At 68.5% G+C, this 20,929-nt stretch carries 22 protein-coding genes and 1 tRNA gene; 11 read left to right on the forward strand and 12 right to left on the reverse strand.

Features of this window, described 5'->3' with window-relative positions; all coding sequences use genetic code 11:
• Nucleotides 1–15 precede the first annotated feature (15 nt).
• The 3 genes from ACFVYE_RS12220 to ACFVYE_RS12230 all read right to left on the reverse strand — a co-directional run bounded on the left by ACFVYE_RS12220 (nucleotide 16) and on the right by ACFVYE_RS12230 (nucleotide 3,067).
• Nucleotides 16–1,521 (reverse strand): Stp1/IreP family PP2C-type Ser/Thr phosphatase, encoded by a 1,506-nt coding sequence (locus ACFVYE_RS12220; RefSeq protein WP_383977408.1) that lies wholly within the window; start codon nucleotides 1,519–1,521, stop codon nucleotides 16–18.
• 129 nt (nucleotides 1,522–1,650) lie between these two features.
• Entirely contained in the window at nucleotides 1,651–2,166 is a 516-nt protein-coding gene (locus ACFVYE_RS12225; RefSeq protein ID WP_093895021.1) for an FHA domain-containing protein, read from the reverse strand.
• Between the two features lie 10 nt (nucleotides 2,167–2,176).
• A complete protein-coding gene (locus ACFVYE_RS12230; RefSeq protein ID WP_383977405.1) occupies nucleotides 2,177–3,067 on the reverse strand; it encodes an FhaA domain-containing protein in 891 nt (296 codons plus the stop codon).
• A gap of 315 nt (nucleotides 3,068–3,382) precedes the next feature.
• Between ACFVYE_RS12230 and ACFVYE_RS12235 the strand changes: the two genes are divergently transcribed.
• A tRNA-Leu gene (locus ACFVYE_RS12235) sits at nucleotides 3,383–3,465 on the forward strand.
• 232 nt (nucleotides 3,466–3,697) lie between these two features.
• Here ACFVYE_RS12235 and ACFVYE_RS12240 read toward each other — a convergent pair.
• A complete protein-coding gene (locus ACFVYE_RS12240) occupies nucleotides 3,698–4,309 on the reverse strand; it encodes an FMN-dependent NADH-azoreductase (protein WP_383967068.1) in 612 nt (203 codons plus the stop codon).
• Between the two features lie 129 nt (nucleotides 4,310–4,438).
• On the opposite strand from ACFVYE_RS12240, the gene ACFVYE_RS12245 reads away from it, so the two are divergent.
• Nucleotides 4,439–4,783 (forward strand): helix-turn-helix domain-containing protein, encoded by a 345-nt coding sequence (locus ACFVYE_RS12245; RefSeq protein WP_327274176.1) that lies wholly within the window; start codon nucleotides 4,439–4,441, stop codon nucleotides 4,781–4,783.
• Nucleotides 4,784–4,871: 88 nt separating this feature from the next.
• Here the strand turns inward: ACFVYE_RS12245 and ACFVYE_RS12250 are convergent, their stop codons facing one another.
• Complete coding sequence (locus ACFVYE_RS12250; protein WP_389605323.1) at nucleotides 4,872–5,342, reverse strand: MarR family winged helix-turn-helix transcriptional regulator; 471 nt, start codon at nucleotides 5,340–5,342, stop codon at nucleotides 4,872–4,874.
• Between the two features lie 79 nt (nucleotides 5,343–5,421).
• Between ACFVYE_RS12250 and ACFVYE_RS12255 the strand changes: the two genes are divergently transcribed.
• From ACFVYE_RS12255 to ACFVYE_RS12270, 4 genes are all read left to right on the forward strand, one after another.
• A complete protein-coding gene (locus tag ACFVYE_RS12255; protein ID WP_389605325.1) occupies nucleotides 5,422–6,567 on the forward strand; it encodes a hypothetical protein in 1,146 nt (381 codons plus the stop codon).
• Nucleotides 6,568–6,715: 148 nt separating this feature from the next.
• Nucleotides 6,716–8,176, forward strand: coding sequence for a DUF2252 domain-containing protein (locus ACFVYE_RS12260; RefSeq protein ID WP_389605327.1), 1,461 nt, complete (start codon nucleotides 6,716–6,718; stop codon nucleotides 8,174–8,176).
• Nucleotides 8,177–8,234: 58 nt separating this feature from the next.
• On the forward strand, nucleotides 8,235–9,191 hold the full coding sequence (locus ACFVYE_RS12265; protein WP_389605329.1) for a J domain-containing protein: 957 nt from the start codon (nucleotides 8,235–8,237) through the stop codon (nucleotides 9,189–9,191).
• Between the two features lie 46 nt (nucleotides 9,192–9,237).
• Nucleotides 9,238–9,582 (forward strand): rhodanese-like domain-containing protein, encoded by a 345-nt coding sequence (locus ACFVYE_RS12270; protein WP_266359861.1) that lies wholly within the window; start codon nucleotides 9,238–9,240, stop codon nucleotides 9,580–9,582.
• 71 nt (nucleotides 9,583–9,653) lie between these two features.
• Here ACFVYE_RS12270 and ACFVYE_RS12275 read toward each other — a convergent pair whose 3' ends face one another.
• The 6 genes from ACFVYE_RS12275 to paaA form a co-directional block, all read right to left on the reverse strand.
• A complete protein-coding gene (locus ACFVYE_RS12275; RefSeq protein ID WP_389605331.1) occupies nucleotides 9,654–10,850 on the reverse strand; it encodes an acyl-CoA dehydrogenase family protein in 1,197 nt (398 codons plus the stop codon).
• 112 nt (nucleotides 10,851–10,962) lie between these two features.
• A complete protein-coding gene (locus tag ACFVYE_RS12280) occupies nucleotides 10,963–12,021 on the reverse strand; it encodes a 2Fe-2S iron-sulfur cluster-binding protein (RefSeq protein WP_389605333.1) in 1,059 nt (352 codons plus the stop codon).
• On the reverse strand, nucleotides 12,022–12,528 hold the full coding sequence (gene paaD, locus ACFVYE_RS12285; RefSeq protein WP_383967089.1) for a 1,2-phenylacetyl-CoA epoxidase subunit PaaD: 507 nt from the start codon (nucleotides 12,526–12,528) through the stop codon (nucleotides 12,022–12,024). It abuts the gene before it with no gap.
• Complete coding sequence (gene paaC, locus ACFVYE_RS12290; RefSeq protein WP_383967092.1) at nucleotides 12,522–13,223, reverse strand: 1,2-phenylacetyl-CoA epoxidase subunit PaaC; 702 nt, start codon at nucleotides 13,221–13,223, stop codon at nucleotides 12,522–12,524. Before paaC ends, paaD begins: the two co-directional genes overlap by 7 nt.
• The gene (paaB, locus tag ACFVYE_RS12295; RefSeq protein ID WP_093548044.1) at nucleotides 13,220–13,510 is read right to left on the reverse strand and encodes a 1,2-phenylacetyl-CoA epoxidase subunit PaaB; all 291 of its coding nucleotides are present in this window, start codon (nucleotides 13,508–13,510) and stop codon (nucleotides 13,220–13,222) included. Before paaB ends, paaC begins: the two co-directional genes overlap by 4 nt.
• The gene (gene paaA / locus ACFVYE_RS12300) at nucleotides 13,507–14,511 is read right to left on the reverse strand and encodes a 1,2-phenylacetyl-CoA epoxidase subunit PaaA (RefSeq protein WP_383967095.1); all 1,005 of its coding nucleotides are present in this window, start codon (nucleotides 14,509–14,511) and stop codon (nucleotides 13,507–13,509) included. Before paaA ends, paaB begins: the two co-directional genes overlap by 4 nt.
• A 119-nt stretch (nucleotides 14,512–14,630) precedes the next feature.
• Between paaA and ACFVYE_RS12305 the strand changes: the two genes are divergently transcribed.
• The 3 genes from ACFVYE_RS12305 (at nucleotide 14,631) to ACFVYE_RS12315 (ending at nucleotide 17,406) form a co-directional block, all read left to right on the forward strand.
• Nucleotides 14,631–15,392 (forward strand): DUF5819 family protein, encoded by a 762-nt coding sequence (locus ACFVYE_RS12305; RefSeq protein ID WP_383967098.1) that lies wholly within the window; start codon nucleotides 14,631–14,633, stop codon nucleotides 15,390–15,392.
• Nucleotides 15,389–16,639, forward strand: coding sequence for an HTTM domain-containing protein (locus tag ACFVYE_RS12310; protein ID WP_389605336.1), 1,251 nt, complete (start codon nucleotides 15,389–15,391; stop codon nucleotides 16,637–16,639). Before ACFVYE_RS12305 ends, ACFVYE_RS12310 begins: the two co-directional genes overlap by 4 nt.
• A gap of 125 nt (nucleotides 16,640–16,764) precedes the next feature.
• Nucleotides 16,765–17,406: a TrmH family RNA methyltransferase gene (locus tag ACFVYE_RS12315; RefSeq protein WP_383967103.1), complete on the forward strand. Its 642-nt coding sequence runs from the start codon at nucleotides 16,765–16,767 to the stop codon at nucleotides 17,404–17,406.
• 218 nt (nucleotides 17,407–17,624) lie between these two features.
• Here ACFVYE_RS12315 and paaN read toward each other — a convergent pair whose 3' ends face one another.
• Entirely contained in the window at nucleotides 17,625–19,325 is a 1,701-nt protein-coding gene (gene paaN, locus ACFVYE_RS12320) for a phenylacetic acid degradation protein PaaN (RefSeq protein WP_389605338.1), read from the reverse strand.
• 123 nt (nucleotides 19,326–19,448) lie between these two features.
• On the opposite strand from paaN, the gene ACFVYE_RS12325 reads away from it, so the two are divergent.
• Together ACFVYE_RS12325 and ACFVYE_RS12330 are read left to right on the forward strand one after the other, a co-directional pair.
• Complete coding sequence (locus ACFVYE_RS12325) at nucleotides 19,449–20,042, forward strand: TetR/AcrR family transcriptional regulator (protein WP_383967109.1); 594 nt, start codon at nucleotides 19,449–19,451, stop codon at nucleotides 20,040–20,042.
• A gap of 41 nt (nucleotides 20,043–20,083) precedes the next feature.
• Nucleotides 20,084–20,887 (forward strand): alpha/beta hydrolase family protein, encoded by an 804-nt coding sequence (locus ACFVYE_RS12330; protein WP_383967112.1) that lies wholly within the window; start codon nucleotides 20,084–20,086, stop codon nucleotides 20,885–20,887.
• Nucleotides 20,888–20,929 lie beyond the last annotated feature (42 nt).

Consider the following 20,929-nt stretch of genomic DNA (forward strand, 5'->3'; position numbering starts at 1 on the left):
AGGCCCCCTACGGCTTTACTGCTTACCGCACTGCGGGACCAGCTTTTTCTCTTCCTCCGAGAGGCTGGGACCAGGAGTGGGAGTTGCGGTCGGCTTGGTCTTGGTGGCACCGGAAGCGGCGGACGTCTTGTTGACGTCCGAGCCCGTACCACCGGCTTGGCTCTCGTCGGAGCGGGCTTTCTCGGCCGCGCGTCGCTGGGCGTCCTTCTTGCAGGCGGATGCCTGGACAGCGAGTTCGTCGATCTTCTCGCGTGCGGCGGTGAGGTTGCCCTCGGCGATGGTCGCCTCGACCTGCTTGCGCTGGTAGGGCGGGAGGTACTTGAGTTCGATCTCGGGGTGGTCCTTCTCGATCTTCGAGAGCGAGACCCAGGCCAGGTCCTGGTTGATGCCACGGAACAGCGCGACATGTTCGTTCTTCGCGCCGACATAGAACTGGTTCTGGGTCCAGCGGTAGCCGCCGTACACACCGCCGCCGATGACAGCGAGCGCGAGCACGACGTAGAAGGATCTCTTGAGCCACTTACGGCCGCCGCCGGGCTTGATGAAGTCGTCGTCGGTGTACGCGTCGAAGGAGCCGTCAGGCATTCCGCCGTAGCCGGCGCCGTCACCGCTTCCGGGCGGACCGAAGCCGCCTGCGGGCGGCGGGGCGGGAGGGCGGCCGAGGCCGGCCGCTCGTCCGGCGGGGGTCTGCATGGCGGCTGTGCTTTCGGCGGCGCTCATCTGTGCTGCCTGGTTCTCGGCGACCGCGCCGACGATGACCGGGGTGTCGTTGAGCTGTCCGGCCAGGGTGTCATTGCTGTCGACGTCGAGGACGTCGGCGACGATGCAGGTGATGTTGTCCGGGCCGCCGCCGCGCAGGGCGAGCTGGATCAGCTCCTGGATGGTCTCCTGGGGGCCCTGGTAACTGGCGAGGGTCTCTTCCATCGTCTGGTGGGAGACGACGCCGGAGAGCCCGTCGGAGCAGATCAGATAGCGGTCGCCGACCCGGACCTCACGAATGGAGAGATCGGGTTCGACGTGGTCGCCACTGCCCAGGGCACGCATCAGAAGGGCGCGCTGCGGGTGGGTGGTGGCCTCTTCCTCGGTGATCCGGCCCTCGTCGACCAGCCGCTGCACCCAGGTGTGGTCCTGGGTGATCTGGGTGAGTACGCCGTCGCGCAGCAGGTACGCACGGGAGTCGCCGACGTGGACGAGGCCGAGGCGCTGGCCGGTCCAGAGCAGGGCGGTGAGCGTGGTGCCCATGCCCTCCAGCTGGGGGTCCTCCTCGACCATCATGCGCAGTTGGTCGTTGGCCCGTTGGACCGCCGTACCGAGCGAGGTGAGGATGTCCGAGCCCGGGACATCGTCGTCGAGCTGGACGAGCGTGGAGATCACCTCGGAGCTGGCGACCTCGCCGGCTGCCTGGCCACCCATGCCGTCGGCGATGGCGAGAAGGCGCGGGCCGGCGTAGCCGGAGTCCTCGTTGCCTTCCCGGATCATGCCCTTGTGCGATCCGGCGGCGAAGCGCAGGGAAAGACTCATGCGCACCTCTCCCGTCGGCTCGGGGTACAGCCGGTCTCGAGCCACACTGCCCACCCTCCGGTCGGGAGCCGGGCCGGGTCCGTTACCCGGACCGCCGCGGCTCGCTCGCTCCGCTCGCTCATTGTCGTACTACTTCCGCAGCTCGATGACGGTCTTGCCGATCCGGATCGGCGCGCCCAGCGGAACAGGTGTCGGGGTGGTGAGTCGGGTCCGGTCGAGATACGTGCCGTTGGTGGACCCGAGATCCTCGACGATCCACTGGCCGTCACGGTCGGGGTAGATCCTGGCATGCCTGCTGGACGCGTAGTCGTCGTCCAGGACGATTGTTGAGTCGTGGGCACGGCCCAGCGTGATGGTCTGCCCCTGGAGCGCCACCGTGGTGCCGGTGAGTGTGCCCTCGGAGACGACCAGCTTTGTGGGTGCCCCCCGGCGCTGGCGGCCGGGTTGTTGACGTTGCTGCGGCGGTGCCGCGGCATTCTGGCGTGCCTGTGGCGGCCGTGCGTCGGTCGCAGTGCGGCGTGAGCCGCGCTGCGTGACGCGCGTTCCGAACAGGTCGCTGCGAATGACCTGAACGGCCACGATCACGAACAGCCACAGAACAGCCAGGAAACCTAGCCGCATGACCGTCAGGGTCAGCTCTGACATTGCCCCCGCTTCACCCTTCGGCTTGCCGGTAAACGATGGTGGTGCTGCCCACGACGATCCGCGAGCCGTCGCGGAGCGTAGCGCGGGTTGTGTGCTGCCCGTCTACCACGATGCCGTTGGTAGACCCGAGATCCTGGATCGTCGAGGGCGTTCCGGTCCGGATCTCACAGTGCCGGCGCGATACACCGGGGTCGTCGATCCGCACGTCGGCGTCGGTGCTGCGTCCCAGCACCAGCGTCGGGCGGGAGATCTGATGGCGTGTGCCGTTGATCTCGATCCAGCGCCGCACCTGCGCGTTCGGCAGGGGGCTGGGTCCGGCCGGCGGGTGCCGGTCGCTACTGGGCGCTCCGGGCCTGCCCGCGCCCGGCGGCGGGGCCGCGGGCATGGGCGGGGCGGAGCTGGGCGGGTAGCCGTAGCCGCCGGTGGGCTGTGCAGGCCGCCCCGGGCCCGGGTAGGGGGGCTGGCCGTGCTGTCCCGGGGCGCTCTGCAGTCCTTGTCGGCCCAGGGGGTCCTGCTGCTGTGACGAACTCGACGCCAGGGTGCGGCTGCGCACCCGGTAGAGCCCGGTGTCGAGGTCGTCGGCCTTCTCCAGATGGACCTTGATGGGGCCCATGAAGGTGTACCGCTGCTGCTTGGCGTAGTCGCGGACCAGGCCGGAGAGTTCGTCGCCCAACTGGCCGGAGTACGGGCTGAGTCGCTCGTAGTCCGGGGTGCTGAGCTCGACGATGAAGTCGTTGGGGACGACGGTCCGCTCACGGTTCCAGATAGTTGCGTTGTTGTCGCACTCGCGCTGGAGGGCTCCCGCAATCTCGACCGGCTGGACCTCGGACTTGAAGACCTTGGCGAAGGTGCCATTGACCAGACCTTCGAGACGCTGCTCGAAACGCTTCATGACTCCCATGGGGCACCTCCTCCGTTGTAGTCGTCCCTGTACTGCTTACTGATCGTATCCACGCGTCGGGAAATCGGCTGGTTCCCCTTGTCTGCCCTGTGGATGAGTGTCACCTCTCACACGGATCGTAGAGGCGGCCTCCTGACAGTGTCCCGCACCTTGGGTGCACTGAGGAGGAGTGGGGGCGGCCGCACGGCGTTCCCGGTTCCCGCCAGGCGTTCGGTGAAACAACGGATGTGAATCCACCCTGTCCAGCGTGCTAATCTTCCGGATGTCGCCAGGCGCTCGCACCAAACGGTGAGAAAGTCTGGAAACACCACTCTTGCGCGAGTGGCGGAACGGCAGACGCGCTGGCTTCAGGTGCCAGTGTCCTTAGGGACGTGGGGGTTCAAATCCCCCCTCGCGCACAAGAGAGAAGCCCCACAGGCCAACGGCCTGTGGGGCTTCTTCGTTCCCGGGTTTGGTTTCACGTGAAACGCCTGATTCGGGGCGTCCCGTGGAGGGATGGGGCTTTCGGGCTTTGTGGGGCTTGTGGGGGCATCGAAGGGGATCCGCTGCAGCCCGCGGAGTCTTGACCTCCGCGGGCTGCAGTTGGGATCCCGGCTCCTGCGGGCCCTGGTGGGCTCTGTGCCGTACGACTCAGGCTGCGAGGCGAGCAGCGAGGGCCTTGGCCTTCTCCGCAGCCGCAGTGAACGCCTGGGCGCGGGAGGCGTCGGCGAGCGGAATGAGCTCGGCCATCGAGGGCTGGGACCGGGCCAGCGTCAGTTCCGGGACGATGAAGTCGACCTCGGCACCGAACATGCTCGTCAGCAGCTTCTCCAGGTAGTTCTGGACGAACTCGGCGTCCTCGCGCGGGGTGCCGGCGGCGTACGAGCCACCGCGGCTGGCGACGACGGTGATCGGGGTGCCCGTCACGGGGCTGTCCGGGCCCGCGTTGTGGCCGACGATGATCACCTGGTCGAGCCAGGCCTTCAGCGTGGACGGAATGCTGAAGTTGTACATCGGAGCGCCGATCAGAACGGCGTCCGCCGCTGCCAGCTCGTCCGCGAGCTCGCGGCGCAGCGGGTCCTCGGTACCGGCGGCGACGGCCGCTGCGTCCAGGTGGGGCAGCGGGGCGGCGGCGAGATCGCGGTAGATGACCTGTCCCTCGGGGTGCTGCTCGCGCCAGGCCTGCACAAAGGCGGCACTGACATCGCGGGACGCGGAGCCCTCGGGGAAGACGGCGGAGTCGAGGTGCAGAAGTGTGGCCATGGGGGTCTCCACGGATATCTAGGGATGACGGCAGGCCGATGAGGCGTGCCTTATTTTCGTTCGTACCTAGTAATAACATAGGTACTTACTATTCGTAAGTCCCGCACGGTGGCGCAGTACCCTGGGTGTATGGCGGAGCACAGCGAGCAGGCGTGTCAGCGAGTCGATGTGGGCATCACCCGCGTCTTCGAGCTGTTCGGCAAGCGTTGGACGGGGCCGATCGTCTCGGTGCTGATGCAGCAGCCGGTGCACTTCGCGGATCTGCGGCGGGCGATTCCGGGCATCAGCGAGCGCATGCTCTCGGACCGGCTTTCCGAGCTGGGTGCGGCCGGGCTGGTAGTCCGCGAGGTCGATGAGGGGCCACCCTTGCGGGTCTCGTACCGCTTGACCCGGGCCGGCGCCGCGATGGAGCCCGCGCTCAAGGAGTTGGCTCACTGGTCGAAGACGTACCTGACCTCCGACGGCCCCTGTTGACGCGTGCCGGATGTCGCGGGCAAGCGGGGGTCTGAGGACGTCCTGGCCGTCGCGCTGGTTGTAGTGGGTCGGAGGATGTTCTGCCGGGTCAGGCCTTCGGCGTCTGCGGGGAGGTCGTGTTCGGGTCGCCCGCCGCGTTGTAGCGCAGCAGGTACTCCGCGAAGCCTGCGAGGTCGTCCGCCGTCCAGTCCGCGAGGCGCTCCTGGTAGGCGGAGCGGCGGCTGGCCTGTGTTGCTGCGAGCGCCTGGGTTCCGGCCTCGGTGGGGTGCAGCACCTGGATGCGGTGGTCGTCCGGGTCCGGGTGCCGCTCGACCAGTCCCAGTTTCTCCAGGGCGCCGATCTGTCGGCTGACCGTCGATTTGTCCAGCATGTAGTGCGCGGCCAGATCTGTTGCGCGGCAGCCGTGCCGGTCGTCGATGTGTGCCAGCAGTGTGTACGAGACAAGGGGCAGTTCTGGATGGAGGCGGGCCGCTGCGGCGCGCGCGCGGCGCGCGAAGGCGGTCAGTTCGCGCTGGATGACATCCAGTGATTCTTGGCGTTCTTCGGGGGTGCCTGGCACTGCTTCGCCTTCCTCGGGATTTCAGTTGTATAGTACAACGGGTTAGGAGTTGTAAAAGCCAACTATTGGAGTGTTCTGAATGTCGTCAGGCCCGAGCGCCGCCACCGGCTCCACCGCCGCCGCTCTGCGTCATGTGCTGAGCCATCTCGTCACGCCGCTGCTGATGTGCATCGGCATGGGGCTCGCCTACCTCGGGGCGTTCCACGCTCCTGAGCCGCACGATCTGCGGGTGGACGTGGTCGGGTCGGGGCCGAGAGCGCAGGTGCTCGCGCAGACGCTGCAGGACAAGGGTGACGGGGCGCTGAGTGTGCGCACGGTCCCCGATCGCGCGACGGCTGTGAACCACCTCAGGACGCAGGCGAGTTACGGTGCCTACCTGCCGGGGAAGCACCCCGAGCTGCTGGTGGCCAGCGCGTCCTCCGACACCAGCGCCACGGTGGTCGAGAAGGTCTTCACCGAGGTTGCGGCCGCGGAGGGGGATCCGCTGAAGGTGACGGACACGGCACCGACCGCTGACGGCGATCCGACCGGCCAGGGCATCTTCTTCCTGCTGGTCGCGGTGAGTATCGGCTCGTACGCATCGGTCGCGGTGATCGGTGGTGCGGGCGCGGTGCTGGCGCTGCGGATCAGGGCCGCTCTGACGGTTGCCGCTTCCCTGGCGGTGAGCATGATCGGAGTGGTCTTCGCAGGTCCGCTGTTCGGTCTCGTGGACCATGGGCTCGGCGGTCTCTGGGCGATGGCCTGGCTCTACTCGCTGGGCATTCTGCTGATCGGCGTCGGACTGCACACCTTCCTCAAGCGGTGGACGACGCTCGGTGTGATGGTGCTCTTCGTGATGCTCAACTTCACCAGCTCCGGCGGCATCTTCCGGCCCGAACTGCAGCCCGGCTTCTTCGGTGCGCTGCACTCCTTCTGGAACGGTGCGGGCTTCATCGAGGGTGTACGCAGCCACGTGTACTTCGGCGGACACGCGCTCGGCCGGCATGTGCTGGTGCTTGCGCTCTGGTTCGTGGTGGGCCTGGCCGTGATGGGTGTGGCGGGGCTGGCCGAGGCGAAGCGGCGGAGGGTCGCCCTGGAGACGGCTCCGGCCGGCGCCGTCGTCGGGTCCACCGAGGCCGGGGGAGCACAGGGACGGGGGCGGCACGTCAAGGCCGAAGCCCGGACCGAGGCGGACGACGAGGAAGAGCTGGAGGAAGAACTGGAAGAGGCGGCCGTCGGCGTCTGACCAGGACAGAGTGTTGTCCACAGGCCGTGAGGTGAGTTTTCCACAGGGGCAGACGGCTCTCGGCGGACGGCGGTACCTTCGTCGCAATTGATCTGCGACAGGGCATGGGGCCGGGAGCGCAGGGCGAAGGCGGGGGAGGCTGCGCGCCATGGGCGAAATCGAAGCGACAGTGCCGGTTCAACGGGCTGCGACAGATGATCCGCGCATTCCGGTCGTGCCCGGATTCGCGTCGCGGCGGACTATGGCGACTGTGGCAGGCAGGAGTGCGCCGCAGTCGCCCAGGGACGCGGGCAAGGCGCTGCGGGAGAGGGTGCCCAGGGCCTCTCACTCCGCCCTTGACCTTCCGGCCGGGCGGCCCGATGCCGTGCAGGCGGTCGAGGAGTCGAGCCGGGGCAGGGTGCCAGGTCTCACCCCGATCCGGGTGGGGCGGATGGCAGCCGCACCGTTCGCGTTTCTGCGTGGCTCGGCCGGGCTGATGGCGCATGACCTGGTGGGCACGCCGGTCAGCGGGGTGGGCGCCCAGCTCTGCGGCGATGCGCATGCGGCCAATTTCGGGCTGTACGGCGATGCGCGGGGCAGCCTGGTGATCGATCTGAATGATTTTGACGAGACCGTGTTCGGCCCCTGGGAATGGGACCTCAAGCGCCTCGCCACCTCGCTCGTGCTCGCCGGGCGCGAGGCCGGGGCGGACGAGGACACCTGCCGCCAGGGCGCATACGACACGGTGGGCGCATACCGGCGGACGATGCGGCTGCTGGCCAAACTGCCCGCGCTTGATGCCTGGAACGCCATCGCGGACGAGGAGTTGGTCTCGCACACGGATGCACGGGATCTGCTCGGCACCCTGGAGCGGGTCTCGGAGAAGGCCCGTAACAACACCAGCGCCCGATTCGCGGCCAAGTCCACCGAGGATTCCGGGGACGGCGGACGCCGTTTCATAGACGCGCCGCCGGTTCTGCGGCGGGTGCCGGACGAGGAGGCAGCGGCGGTGGCGGCGGGACTCGGTGACTATCTGGGCACGATCTCGGAGGACCGGGTACCGCTCCTTGCCAGATACGCGATCCACGATGTGGCGTTCCGGGTGGTCGGCACGGGGAGTGTCGGCACCCGGTCGTACGTGGTGCTCCTGCTCGATCACCGTGGCGAGCCCTTGGTGCTGCAGGTGAAGGAGGCGCGGCCGTCCGTGCTGGCGCCCTACCTCCCGGCTGTCGGGTTCGATGTGCCGGCGGTGGCGCACGAGGGGCGCCGGGTGGTGCTCGGGCAGAAGCGGATGCAGGTCGTAAGCGACATTCTCCTGGGTTGGGCCACCGTCGACGGGCGCCCGTTCCAGGTGCGGCAGTTCAGGAACCGCAAGGGCAGTGTGGACCCGGGGGCACTGGCAGCCGACCAGGTCGACGACTACGGCCGGATGACCGGGGCGCTGTTGGCTCGGGCGCATGCGCACAGCGCCGACCCGCGGCTGATAGCGGGCTACTGCGGCAAGAACGAGGAGCTGGACGAGGCGGTGGCGGCGTTCGCGGTGACGTACGCGGACCGTACTGAGGCGGACCACACGGAGCTGATGCGTGCCATCGGTTCGGGGCGGATAGCCGCCGAACTGGGCGTGTGAGGGGCATTGAGTCGACCGCGCGTCCTCGGGGCGTGGACGGTGGCCATACGCTGGACGGGTGACCCACGAAGCCGCCGGGGTGCCGACCACCCGGAACGACGATGACCGGCAGGAAAACGACCGGCAGCACGAGCAGGATACGCAGCACGGAGGGCCGGCCGGTGCCGGTGCCGGTGCCGGTTCGGAGGCCGACGCTGCCGCTGGGACTGACGGCGGGGCTGCCGACGGAACTGCCGAGGGAGCTCGGCCCGAGGCTCGGCTCGCCAAGGCTGTGCGGGTGGCGGAGCAGGCGCTGATCGAGTTCGAGATCGCGGTGGAGACCTTCCGGGTCGAGGTCGAGAACTTCTCCCGGTTGCACCACCAGAAGCTCGGGCCGATGTACGCCCGCCTCGATGAGCTCGATGCGCAGATCGCGGAGGCCCAGGCCGCCAGGACCGGTGACCCCGAAGACCTTCGCAAGGCGCAGGAGGCCCGGGCGATCGTGATGCCGATGCCGGGCGTCGACGAACTGTTCCACGACTGGATCGACTCCGACGGGCTGTCCCCCGAGGCGGCGGCGATGCTGACCGAGCAGCCGGTTCGGCCGCCCAAGCGGGTCCGGCCGACAGAGGAGGCGCGCAAGCTCTACCGCGAGCTGGCGCGCAAGGCCCACCCGGACCTGGCGCAGGACGAGACGGAGCGGGCACGCCGGGAGGAATTCATCACCCGCGTCAACGCTGCATATGGGCGTGGGGACGAGGCGCTGCTGATGGAGCTGGCGCAGGAGTGGGCGGCGGGGCCGGTGGTGCCGGAGGCGGAGCTCAGCGAGAGCGAGGAGCTCTATGCCCGGCTGAACTGGCTGACCCAGCGCAAGGAACTCCTGACGGTGCTCGCCCAGGAGCTCGAGGAGAGCGCGATCGGAGCCATGCTGCGGATGGCGCCCGACGATCCGGACCGGCTGCTCGACGAGATCGCCGATCAGCTGCTGGGCGAGGTCGCTCAGCGTGAGGCGGAGCTGGCGGGTCTGGTGCAGTAGCGTTCCCGGTGACTCTGGAGCGTACGTACGAGAGAAGGCATGACCCATGAATTTCGCCCCGCTGCCCTCGGTGGATGTCGCGGCGGTTCCGTCGGACGGCTTTGTGCTGGACGTCCGGGAGAACGACGAATGGGCGGCCGGGCATGTCGCAGGCGCCTTGCACATTCCGATGAGTGACTTCGTGGGCCGTTTCGGTGAGCTGACCGAAGCTGCCGAGGACGGTCGGCGTGTCCATGTGATGTGCCGGGTGGGTGGCCGGTCCGCCCAGGTCACCCAGTACCTGGTGCAGCAGGGCATCGACGCCGTGAACATCGATGGCGGGATGCTCGCCTGGGACGGTGCCGGACGTCCGATGGTCACCGACAACGGCAACCCGGCTTTCGTGCTCTGAGACCGGGGCCGCTCGGCTGCTGGAGTGCCGAGCGGACGCTCGGCCTGTGTTGTTTGAGGGCCTGGCCGGTGTCAGCCGAGGAGGTGCCCGGCCAGTAGGTCGCCCAGTGCCTCCTCGTGCGCCGCCGCCGGGCCGAGGGAGAGCTCGATCTGCTTCGCCCAGGCATGGAAGCGGTGCAGCGGGTAGTCGGTGTCCGCGCCGAAGCCGCCGTGCAGATGCTGTGCCGTCTGTACGACCCGGCGGACACCGTCCGACGCCCAGATCTTCGCCACGGCAATGTCGCCCTCAGCGGGCAGCGCACCGCCGGCCCCGGTGGAGATCCGCCAGGCCGCCTGCCAGAGCGTCACTTCCATGGCCCGCAGGTCGATGTAACGGTCCGCGGCCTGTACGGCGACAGACTGGAAGGTCGCGACGGGAAAGCCGAACTGTTCGCGCTTGCCGGTGTATTCGCTCGTCATGGTCAGCACGGCCTCGCCCAGACCCAGTGCGAGCGCGCATGTACCGGTGATGAGCAGGGCGCGCAACCACTCCCAGGCCCCGACGGTGTCGATCAGCGCACGGCTGTCGATCCGTACCGAATCCAGCCGGACCTCGGCGAACAGCTCACCGCTGGTGGAGACCTGCTCGGCCAGAGTGACGCCGTCGTGGGTGGGCCGGATCAGGGCCACAACGGCCCGGCCCTCGCCCGTGTGGGCAGGAACCGCGATCCAGTCAGCGGCCTGCGCCCACGGCACCCCTGACTGCACCCCGTCGAGCACCCAGCCCGCAGCATCACCGTCGGCGTTGCCAGGCCCCTCGCCAGGACCATCGCCAGGCCGGTTGCTCGCGGGGGCTTCCCGGCGGGCGCTGACGGCGAGCTCGGCCGGATCGTGGCCGGTGCGGCCGTTGGCCCCGACGGTGAGGACCAGCTCGCCCCGGCCGACCCGGGGCAGCAGCTCGGCGGCCAGCCCCGCGTCGCCGTAGCGCTGGAGCGCCATCGCGACCGCGCACGTCTCCAGCAGGGGCACCCGCGCAAGTACCCTGGCGGACTCGCGCAGCACCAGACAGAGCGCGACTGGATCGAGCCCGGCCCCGCCATGCTCCGGCGGCAGCGTCAGACTCAACAGGTCGCCTGCGGCGAGCCCGGCCCACAGAGGCCGGTCGATGTCCTCGGCCACCGCTCCCGGTACGAGAGCGGGGCTGGGCACTCCGTCGGGCGCGGCGCCCGAGAAGACCGCTCTCGCTGCCTCAGTGGCTGCCTGCTGTTCCTCGGTGAAGGTGAAGTCCACTGCCCTGGCCTCCCGCGAACCGCTGCTCCCGTACCTGGACCTGACGGATCGTCAAGATAGAACAGGTTCTATGAGAAGGGAACAGGGGGAAGGGGACGGAGAGAGGGCGCGGTCAGCGGTCGAAGTCGAGCTCCACCTCCGGAGTGACGGGATGCGACTGGCACGCCAGCACATAGCCGGCGCCCGTCTCTTCGGGCTCCAGCGCGAAATTGCGGTCCATCCGTACCTCGCCCGAGACCAGGAATGCCCGGCAGGTCCCGCACACACCGCCCTTGCAGGCGTACGGCGCGTCGGAGCGGCTGCGCAGCACGGTCTCCAGCAGCGATTCGCCCTCCTCTACCGGCCATGTGCCGGAGCGGCCGTCCAGGGTCGCGGTGAGGCTGCTGTGAGCAGGCGTTTCGACCCGGGTGCGGGCAGGTGCGTTCGGGCTGTCGTCCACATGGAAGATCTCCTGGTGGATACGGGTACGGTCGACGCCCAGGCCGTGCAGCGCGCCTTCGGCGGCCTGTACCAGTCCGAACGGTCCGCACAGATACCATCCGTCCACCTCCGGCACGGGTAGCAGCGCGGGCAGCAGCTCGGTGAGCCGGTCCCCGTCCAGCCGGCCGGAAGGGAGACCTGCCTGCTGTTCCTCCCGGGAGAGCACCGTGACCAGCTGGAACCGGTCCGGATAGCGGTCCTTGAGGTCGGCGACCTCGTCCAGGAACATCGTCGAGACCGCCGTCCGGTCGCTGCGGATCAGACAGAAACTGGCGTCGGGCTCCCGCGCCAGCAGTGTCGCCGCGATCGACAGCACCGGGGTGATCCCGCTGCCCCCTACGATCGCCGCAAAATGTCCGGTGCGGGGCGTGAGTACGAAGCGGCCCATCGGGGGCATCGACTCGATCAGGTCACCGACGGCGAGTTCCTTCAGCGCGTACGTGGAGAACGCGCCACCGTCGACGAGCCTGATGCCCACTTGCAGCGCCGGATCCGACGGTTCCTCGGTGGCCGGGGAACAGATCGAGTACGAGCGGCGGATCTCCTCACCGTCGACGCTGTAGCGCACATTGAGGTGCTGGCCGGGCTTGTGGCGGAAGGTCTCGCGCAGCTCGGGCGGCACAGTGAAGGTGACGGCCACCGAATCGTCCGTGAGTCGTCCGATCGCGCGGACCCGGAGCGGATGAAACATCTACAACTCCTTGAAGTGGTCGAACGGTTCGCGACACGTCACACAGCGGCGCAGTGCCTTGCATGCGGTGGAGGAGAACCGGCTCAGCAGCTCCGTATCGGTCGAGCCGCAGTGCGGACAGCGGACCGAGAGCGTGAGCGGCACTGGGCCGCCTGCGGGGGCCGTCGCATTGTGCGGGCGCGGGGGCGCGATGCCGAACTCGGCCAGCTTGCGCCGCCCTTCCGCGCTGATGTCGTCCGTGGACCAGGCAGGCGAGAGCACGGTGACCACGGAGACTTCCGGTATGCCGTGGTCGTGCAGCACGCGCTCGATATCGGCGGACATGGCCTCGATCGCCGGGCAGCCGGTGTAGGTCGGGGTGAGGCGCACCGTGACCTTGCCGGGCGCCACCACGTCCACGCCCCGGAGCACCCCCAGCTCGTCCAGGGTCAGCACGGGCAGTTCGGGATCGGGGACGGAGCCTGCCAGTCGGTGCAGCTCCTCCTCCAGGAGCGTCTCGGTCACCATGACGCCCCCGGGTGGCTGCGATGCAGGTGCTGCATCTCGGCGATCATCCGGCCGAAGGGTTCGGTGTGGATGCCCTGGCGTCCCGCGCCCGCCGTCCATGCTCCGGACTGCGGGCCGGCCGGTACGGTCAGCGTGGCCTGCTGCAGCACTGCGGTGACGGACTCCAGCCAGCCGCTGTTCAGCGACTGCCAGTCGATCTCCACGCCCTCGACGGGCTGGAACAGTTCGCCGGTGAACCGCCACAGGGCGTCGACCCCGCGCTGCATCCGCTCATGGCTCTCGGCCGTGCCGTCGCCGAGCCGCAGCGTCCAGTGCTCCGAGTGGTCCTGGTGGTAGGCGACCTCCTTGACCGCTTTCGCCGCCAGCCCGGCGAATGGACTTCCACCGGCCGCCAACTGCCCGTAGAGCAGCCGCTGGTACGTGGAGAAGTAGAGCTGGCGGGCGATGGTGTGGGCGAAGTCGCCGTTCGGCTGCTCGACCAGTTGGACGTTGCGGAAGGCACGCTCCTCGCGCAGATACGCCAGCTCGTCCTCGTCCCCGACAAGGGAGAGCAGCACCCGGGCCTGTCCCAACAGGTCCAGGGCGATGTTGGCCAGGGCCACTTCCTCTTCCAGTACGGGGGCATGGCCCGCCCACTCCCCCAGCCGGTGCGAGAGCACCAGCGCGTCGTCGCCCAGGGCGAGAGCCGCGGTCACAGGTGCTTCACCCCTTCCGGGATCTCGTAGAACGTCGGATGCCGGTACGGCTTGTCACCGGCCGGCTCGAAGAAGGAGTCCTTCTCGTCGGGTGAGGAGGCCGTGACCTGTGCGGACGGGACCACCCAGATGGAGACGCCCTCGGAACGGCGCGTGTACAGATCGCGCGCGTTGCGCAGGGCCATTTCCGCGTCCGGGGCGTGCAGGCTGCCCGCGTGGGTGTGGGACAGCCCGCGGCGCGAACGCACGAACACCTCCCACAGCGGCCATTCGGTCGAGCTGCTCATGCTGTTGCCTCCCCGTTCCGTACTGCTGTGTGCTTATCGGCGTACGCAACCGCCGCGTCCCGGACCCAGGAGCCCTCTTCGTGCGCCCGGCGGCGCTGGGTGAGGCGCTGCTCGTTGCACGGGCCGTTGCCCTTGAGGACCTCCTGGAACTCCTGCCAGTCGATCGCCCCGAAGTCGTGCTGTCCACGCTCCTCGTTCCACCGGAGGTCCGGGTCCGGGAGGGTGAGCCCCAGCGCCTCGGCCTGTGGGACACAGATGTCCACGAAGCGCTGCCGCAGCTCGTCGTTGGAGTGCCGCTTGATCTTCCAGGTCATCGACTGCGCCGAGTGGGCCGATGCGTCGTCCGGCGGGCCGAACATCATCAGGGACGGCCACCACCAGCGGTTCACCGCGTCCTGCGCCATCTCGTGCTGTGCCGGGGTGCCGCGGCTGAGGGTGAGCAGCAGTTCGTAACCCTGACGCTGATGGAAGGATTCCTCCTTGCAGATACGGACCATCGCCCGGGCGTACGGGCCGTAGGAGCAGCGACAGAGCGGAACCTGGTTGGTGATCGCGGCGCCGTCCACGAGCCAGCCGATCGCGCCGACGTCCGCCCAGGTCAGCGTCGGATAATTGAAGATCGATGAATATCTCTGGCGGCCTGCGTGGAGCTTGTCGAGCAGCTCCTCGCGGCCGGTGCCGAGGGTCTCCGCGGCGCTGTACAGATAGAGCCCGTGTCCGGCCTCGTCCTGCACCTTGGCCATCAGGATCGCCTTGCGGCGCAGTGAGGGCGCTCGCGAGATCCAGTTGGCCTCCGGCTGCATTCCGATGATTTCGGAGTGGGCATGCTGGGCCATTTGCCTGACCAGTGAGGCACGGTACGCATCCGGCATCCAGTCACGCGGCTCGATGCGCTCGTCCGCCGCCACCGCTGCATCGAAGGCCGCCTCCAAGGCCTCGTCCGCCCCTTCAGGCCTGTCTGCTCCTGCCTGCGCTGTCTGGTCCGCAGTCACTGCCGTCATCCCGGACTCCCTACCGACCGACCGATCGTTCGGTTCAATGTCTTCAATGGTGAGTCGGTGGCCCGTAGGGTGTCAACCCTGTGGATAACTCACCGGGGATCGACGGGGATCGGGGCGGGATGGATTCGTACGACGACAGGGGTGTCGGGGGCGGGAACGGGAGCGCCGGGCCAGGGCCGGGGCAGCGCGAGGACGCGTCGTCCGGCGCCGGTCGGGGGGCGGGTCAAGGCCCCCGTGTCGGCATGGCTGCCCTGTCTCTTCCGTACCAGATCGTTGCCGCGATCGCACTGTCGGTCATCGGGCTGGTCGCCTGTACTCAGATGGCCATGGTGTTTCTGCACGTTGCACCCTCCAACACCTTGACCAAGCAGCACGGCGAAGCGGTCGACGACTGGATCTATCCCGAGTTCGAGCAGAACTGGAAGCTCTTCGCCCCGAATCCGCTTCAGCAGAACGTGGCCATTCATGTGCGAGCCGAGATAGTCGGCGCCGACGGCCGCCGCACCACCTCCTGGATGAGTCTCTCCGGTGAGGACGGCAAGGCGATACGCGGCAATCTGCTCCCCAGCCACGTCCATCAGAACGAGCTCCGTCGTGGCTGGGACTTCTATCTCGGTTCCCATGACAACGAGAACCGGGCGAATGGCCTGCGCGGTGAGCTCTCCGAGCGTTACATCCGCCGCATCGCGATGCTGCGCCTCGGCGAACACGACTACGGCGGCACCGTCGAGCGCATCCAGATCCGTTCCGAGGTGCGGTCCATCGCGGCGCCCGGATGGAGCGAGGAGAAGATCAGCACGAAGCCGTCCTACCGGGTGCTGCCGTGGTGGACCGTCACCCCCGCCGACCTTCCCGAGAACGCCAAGGGGGCGGACAAGTGAGTACGTTCACCTTCGACCGCAAGCTCGCCCGTGCCATCCAGCGCATTACTTCCTCGGCCATGGGCCCGTACCAGAGCGCCGTCATCCGGATCGGTTTCTCCGCCACCTATCTGCTGTTCCTGCTGCGCGAACTGCCGCACCGCCACGAGATGTACGGACCCGACGCCCCGTGGCGCTGGGACATGGCGCAGCAGCTCATATCGGGCAATCGGTCCTTCACTGTGCTCATGTGGTCGGACAGTACGGTCTGGTTCGAGATCGTGTACGCGGTTGCTCTGCTCTCCGCCGCGCTGCTGATGGTCGGCTGGCACACCCGCGCCATGTCGGTCCTCTTCATGGCCGGTGTGCTCTCCCTGCAGAACCGCAGCATTTTCATGGGCGACGGCGGCGACAATGTCATCCATCTGATGGCGATCTACCTCGTGCTGACGCGCTGCGGGCAGGTCTGGTCGTTGGATGCACGGCGTGCGGCGCGTGTGGGCCGTGTGGCGGATGCGGAAGACGACGGCCCGCGGCGTTCGGTGCGGGGAGATGCGGCCGGTCCGGTTCTCTGGGTGGTGCTCGGCCTGGTTCTGACCGTGGCCACCGTGACGGATGGCCTCGGCGGCACCTGGTGGCTGCCGGTTCTCTTCTGGGTCCTCTGGGCCGGCCAGGGTGCCTGGTGGGCCGTGAATCGCTACGCGCCGCACAGCGAAGCGCGCACCCTGCTGGATGTCGTCGCCAATCTCGCCCACAACGCGACCCTCGTCGTGATCATGGCCGAGGTCTGTCTGATCTACGCGACAGCAGGGTGGTACAAGATCCAGGGTTCGCGGTGGCAGGACGGCACGGCGCTGTACTACCCGCTCAAGCTCGACTACTTCACGCCCTGGCCCGGGCTGTCGGACATCCTCGCGTCCAACGGTGTCATGGTGATGCTGCTGACGTATGGCACGGTCATCGTCCAGGTTGCCTTCCCCTTCACCCTGTTCAACCGGCGGGTCAAGAACGTCCTGCTCGTCGCCATGATGTGTGAGCACGCCGGCATCGCCCTGCTGCTCGGGCTGCCGTTCTTCTCGATGGCGATGATCGCCGCCGACTCCGTCTTCCTGCCGACCGTCTTCCTGGTGTGGCTCGGCGGCCGGGTGACCCTCGGGCGGGAGCTGCTGTTCTCGCGCAGGGGCAAGGTGCCGGGGCAGCGGCGTGCCGTCGATGACGAGGAGGCCCTGCAGCACAGCGGCGACGGGGGCCATACGCTCGTCGGGTGAGTAGTGAGAGCGGCAGCAGTAGCAGCACCGGTAGTGCCGGCAGTACCGGCGGGGATTCGTTGACCGAAGAGTCCGGAGGGTTCGGACGCGAACGGTCCGTCGGATCCGTGCCGACGACGGAACCCATGCAGTACGACGACGGATTCGGGACGGAGATCGGCGTCGGGCCGCATCCGCTGCCCTGGCCCGTGGACGAGCGGTACGACCCCGAGCTGCTTGCCCACGGCGACCGGCGCAACGTGGGCGACGCCTACCGGTACTGGACACGGGAGGCGATCGTCGCCGATCTGGATCTGCGACGGCATGACTTCCATGTGGCGGTCGAGAACTGGGGCCACGACTTCAATATCGGCTCCGTGGTGCGCACCGCGAACGCCTTCCTGGCCAAGGAGATCCACATCGTGGGGCGGCGGCGCTGGAACCGGCGCGGTGCGATGGTCACCGACCGGTATCAGCATGTGCGGCATCACCCCGACACGGAATCGCTGACCGCGTGGGCGGCGGCGGAGGGGCTGCCGATCATCGGGATCGACAATCTGCCGGGGGCGGTGCCGCTGGAGCGGACCGAGCTGCCGCGGCGGTGTGTGCTGCTCTTCGGGCAGGAAGGGCCCGGGCTGACCGAGGAGGCCCGAAAGCACGCGGCGATGGTGTGCTCGATTGCGCAGTTCGGGTCGACGCGGTCGATCAATGCGGGGGCTGCGGCTGCGATTGCCATGCATGCGTGGGTGCAGCGGTATGCGGAGATTTCGGGGGCGGGGCGGGAGTAGGGGCCCGGGCCCCGGGGAGGCGGGCCCCGGGCCCCGGGGAGGGATGAGGTTCTGGCGTAGGTGGGGCGGCGGTGTGGGCGCGGGTGGCCTGCGGCGGGTCTGCTCTCCTACCCGCCCCTTCCCGTAACCAGGGGCTCGCTCCCCCCGGACCCCCGCCCCTCAAACGTCGGAGTGGCTGATTGGAGAGCCCGGAAGACGATTGGCGTAGGAGCGGAGGATTACGCCTGGCGGCGGACTTCCACCATGCGGAAGCGGCTTGCTACGAAGGCTCCGTCGCACAGGGCCGCGTTCGCTGCCGGGTTGCCGCCCGAACCGTGGAAGTCGGAGAACGCCGCGGTCTGGTTGAGGTACACCCCGCCGGTCAGGTTCAGCGAGAGCTGAGCCGACTCTTCCAGACAGACGTCCTCCACCGCGCGCTCCACCTCCGGTGAGGTGGTGTACGCGCCCACCGTCATCGCGCCCTTGTCGCGGATCGTGCGGCGGAGCAGTTCCACGGCGTCGTCTGTCGAGTCGACCGCTACCGCGAAGGAGACCGGTCCGAAGCACTCCGACAGGTAGTGCTCCTCGTCGTCGGGCTTGGTGCCGTCCAGTTTGACGACGACGGGGGTGCGGACCACGGCGCCGGGGAATTCCGGGTTGGTTACCTCGCGGGAGGGAAGGGCGACCTCGCCCAGCTCCGCGGCGGCCTCCAGGCGGGCCTTCACATCGGGGTTGACCAGGGCGCCGAGCAGTGCGTTCGCCCGGGCGTCGTCGCCCAGCAGTCCGTTGACGGCGGTGGCGATGTCGTCGACGACTTCGTCGTACGTCTTGTCGCCGGCATCGGTCGTGATGCCGTCCCGGGGGATCAGCAGGTTCTGCGGGGTGGTGCACATCTGGCCGCTGTACAGCGAGAGGGAGAACGCCAGGTTGGCGAGCATGCCCTGGTAGTTGTCGGTGGAGTCGAGGACGATCGTGTTGACTCCGGCCTTCTCCGTGTAGACCTGGGCCTGGCGGGCGTTGGTCTCCAGCCAGTCGCCGAAGGCGGTGGATCCGGTGTAGTCGATGATCTTGATCTCGTGGCGGACCGCGAGGGTCTTCGCGATGCCTTCGCCCGGCCGTTCGGCCGCCAGAGCTACCAGGTTGGGATCGAAGCCCGCCTCGACGAGCACCTCTCGGGCCAGCTGCACCGTGAGCGCGAGCGGAAGCACGGCGCGCGGGTGCGGCTTGACCAGGACGGGGTTGCCGGTGGCCAGGGAGGCGAAGAGGCCCGGATAGCCGTTCCACGTGGGGAACGTGTTGCAGCCGATCAGGAGCGAGATGCCGCGGGGTGCCGCAGTGAACGACTTGTGCAGTCGGAGCGGGTCGCGCTTGCCCTGCGGCTTGGACCAGTCGGCGCTCTGCGGGGTGCGGATCTGCTCCTCGTACGCGTACGCCACCGCCTCCAGGCCGCGGTCCTGGGCATGCGGGCCGCCCGCCTGGAACGCCATCATGAAGGCCTGGCCGCTGGTGTGCATCACGGCGTGGCCGAACTCATGGGTCCTGGCACTGATCCGCGCCAGGATTTCCAGACAGACCAGGGCCCTGGTCTCGGGTCCCGCCGCACGCCAGGCGGCCATTGCCGTACGCATCGCCGGCAGCAGGACGTCCAGGTCGGCGTGCGGATATTCGACGCCGAGCTCCGGTCCGTACGGAGAGGTCTCTTCGCCCGTCCAGCCGTCGGTGCCCGGCTGGCCGAGGTCGAGCCGGGTGCGCAGCACGGCGTCGAAGGCTGCCTTGCCCTCGGCGGCGCTCAGGCTGCCGGGGGCGCCGCCCTCGCCGTATGCCTTCGGATGCTCGGGATGCGGGGACCAGTAGGCGCGCGTACGGATCGCGTCGAGGGCCTGGTCGAGCGTGGGGCGGTGCTTCTCGGAAAGCAGGTGCAGGGAGAGCTCGGCGGCCATGACGGACCAACTCCTCATCGAGCTGGGCAGGGACGGGCGGACAGAGTTAGAGTAACCGAACGATCGGTCGGGACAAGGGGGCCCGCCAAACCTGTGGACAACTCGTAGGGGAGGATCGCGGACATGACCACGGCCAAGCGGGACACGTACACCCCGGAGACTCTGCTCACCGTCGCCGTCCGTGTCTTCAACGAGCGCGGCTACGACGGCACGTCCATGGAGCATCTCTCCAAGGCGGCGGGCATCTCCAAGTCGTCCATCTATCACCACGTCGCGGGCAAGGAGGAACTGCTCCGCCGTGCGGTCAGCCGGGCGCTGGACGGGCTCTTCGGAATCCTCGACGAACCGGGAGCGACGCAGGGGCGTGCGATCGAGCGGGTCGAGTACGTCACCCGTCGTACCGTCGATGTGCTGATAGCCGAACTGCCCTACGTCACGCTGCTGCTGCGCGTACGGGGCAATACGAAGACCGAGCGCTGGGCCATGGAGCAGCGGCGCGAGTTCGACCATCGGGTGACCGATCTGCTCAGGGCGGCGGTCGCGGACGGCGACCTCCGCTCCGACATGGACATACGGCTGGTGACACGGTTGCTGTTCGGGATGGTCAACTCCCTGGTGGAGTGGTATCGGCCGCAACCGGACGGTGGCGTCGACGGGGAGCGGCTGGCGGACACGCTCGTCCGGGTGGCCTTCGAGGGGATGCGGTCCAGCCGCTGAGCCGTTGACGGCCGGACAGGCCCAGACCACCATCCTTCGGCATGACCGCTGTCGCGCGTGCTCCTGTTCTGCGTGTTCCCGGGATCCTGTCCGCTGCAGTGCTGCTTGCGGCCGTGTCGCTGACCGGATGCGGTGGAGGCGACGGCGACGGAGGGGCCGGCGCGGACGGACGCGGCGGCCGCCTGAGTGCGACCGAGGCCGCGGCGCCGGACGATTTCGGCTGTCTGACGTCGGAGGAGGCGAAGGTTGCTTCCCTCACCTTCAAGTCCGCGGACGGGACCGGGACTGGCGCCTATGCACCGGGCGGTGCGAGCGGCGGCGGGACCGGCGCGGGGATCGTGCTCGCGCACCAGTCCGACGGCACCGCCTGCCAGTGGAAGGACAAGGCCGACGAACTGCACCGGGCCGGCTATCGGGTGCTCGCGGTCAATTCGGCGGGCCAGGAGGTCTCCGAGATCGTAGGGGCGGCCGGGTACCTGCGCGGCAAGGGCGCGAAGAAGCTGCTGCTGATGGGGGCGTCGAAGGGAGGTACTGCGGTGCTCACCGCTGCGCCTGCCATACGGCCGCAGCCGGACGCGGTGATCGCGCTCTCCGCGCCGACGGTGTACTCCGCAATGAACGCTCTGGACGCCGTCCCGAAGCTGACCGCGCCGGTGCTCTACATGGCCGCCGAGTACGACGAGTCCTTCGGGGAGGACGCGAAGGCGCTGAACAAGGCCAGCACCAAGGCGTCGGAGCACAAGCTGATCTACGTCAGGGGTGCGGGCGAGCACGGGGTGGCGCTGCTCGCCGGCGTGAAGAACTGGGCCACGGTCCAGGCATTCCTCAAGAAGTACGGTTCCTGAAGAAGTTCCGGTCCCGATTCGGATTGCTGGTTCCCGCTCACC

This window comes from Streptomyces sp. NPDC058239 (assembly GCF_042882185.1).
Taxonomy (GTDB): domain Bacteria; phylum Actinomycetota; class Actinomycetes; order Streptomycetales; family Streptomycetaceae; genus Streptomyces.

What these genes read in the sequence shown, in the direction of transcription:
- ACFVYE_RS12220 (WP_383977408.1), bottom strand. Translation starts at nt 1,521, where the DNA reads ATGAGTCTTTCCCTGCGCTTCGCCGCCGGATCGCACAAGGGCATGATC.
- ACFVYE_RS12225 (WP_093895021.1), bottom strand. Translation starts at nt 2,166, where the DNA reads ATGTCAGAGCTGACCCTGACGGTCATGCGGCTAGGTTTCCTGGCTGTT.
- ACFVYE_RS12230 (WP_383977405.1), bottom strand. Translation starts at nt 3,067, where the DNA reads ATGGGAGTCATGAAGCGTTTCGAGCAGCGTCTCGAAGGTCTGGTCAAT.
- ACFVYE_RS12240 (WP_383967068.1), bottom strand. Translation starts at nt 4,309, where the DNA reads ATGGCCACACTTCTGCACCTCGACTCCGCCGTCTTCCCCGAGGGCTCC.
- ACFVYE_RS12245 (WP_327274176.1), top strand. Translation starts at nt 4,439, where the DNA reads ATGGCGGAGCACAGCGAGCAGGCGTGTCAGCGAGTCGATGTGGGCATC.
- ACFVYE_RS12255 (WP_389605325.1), top strand. Translation starts at nt 5,422, where the DNA reads ATGTCGTCAGGCCCGAGCGCCGCCACCGGCTCCACCGCCGCCGCTCTG.
- ACFVYE_RS12260 (WP_389605327.1), top strand. Translation starts at nt 6,716, where the DNA reads ATGGGCGAAATCGAAGCGACAGTGCCGGTTCAACGGGCTGCGACAGAT.
- ACFVYE_RS12270 (WP_266359861.1), top strand. Translation starts at nt 9,238, where the DNA reads ATGAATTTCGCCCCGCTGCCCTCGGTGGATGTCGCGGCGGTTCCGTCG.
- ACFVYE_RS12280 (WP_389605333.1), bottom strand. Translation starts at nt 12,021, where the DNA reads ATGTTTCATCCGCTCCGGGTCCGCGCGATCGGACGACTCACGGACGAT.
- paaD (WP_383967089.1), bottom strand. Translation starts at nt 12,528, where the DNA reads ATGGTGACCGAGACGCTCCTGGAGGAGGAGCTGCACCGACTGGCAGGC.
- paaB (WP_093548044.1), bottom strand. Translation starts at nt 13,510, where the DNA reads ATGAGCAGCTCGACCGAATGGCCGCTGTGGGAGGTGTTCGTGCGTTCG.
- paaA (WP_383967095.1), bottom strand. Translation starts at nt 14,511, where the DNA reads ATGACGGCAGTGACTGCGGACCAGACAGCGCAGGCAGGAGCAGACAGG.
- ACFVYE_RS12305 (WP_383967098.1), top strand. Translation starts at nt 14,631, where the DNA reads ATGGATTCGTACGACGACAGGGGTGTCGGGGGCGGGAACGGGAGCGCC.
- ACFVYE_RS12315 (WP_383967103.1), top strand. Translation starts at nt 16,765, where the DNA reads ATGCAGTACGACGACGGATTCGGGACGGAGATCGGCGTCGGGCCGCAT.
- paaN (WP_389605338.1), bottom strand. Translation starts at nt 19,325, where the DNA reads ATGGCCGCCGAGCTCTCCCTGCACCTGCTTTCCGAGAAGCACCGCCCC.
- ACFVYE_RS12325 (WP_383967109.1), top strand. Translation starts at nt 19,449, where the DNA reads ATGACCACGGCCAAGCGGGACACGTACACCCCGGAGACTCTGCTCACC.
- ACFVYE_RS12330 (WP_383967112.1), top strand. Translation starts at nt 20,084, where the DNA reads ATGACCGCTGTCGCGCGTGCTCCTGTTCTGCGTGTTCCCGGGATCCTG.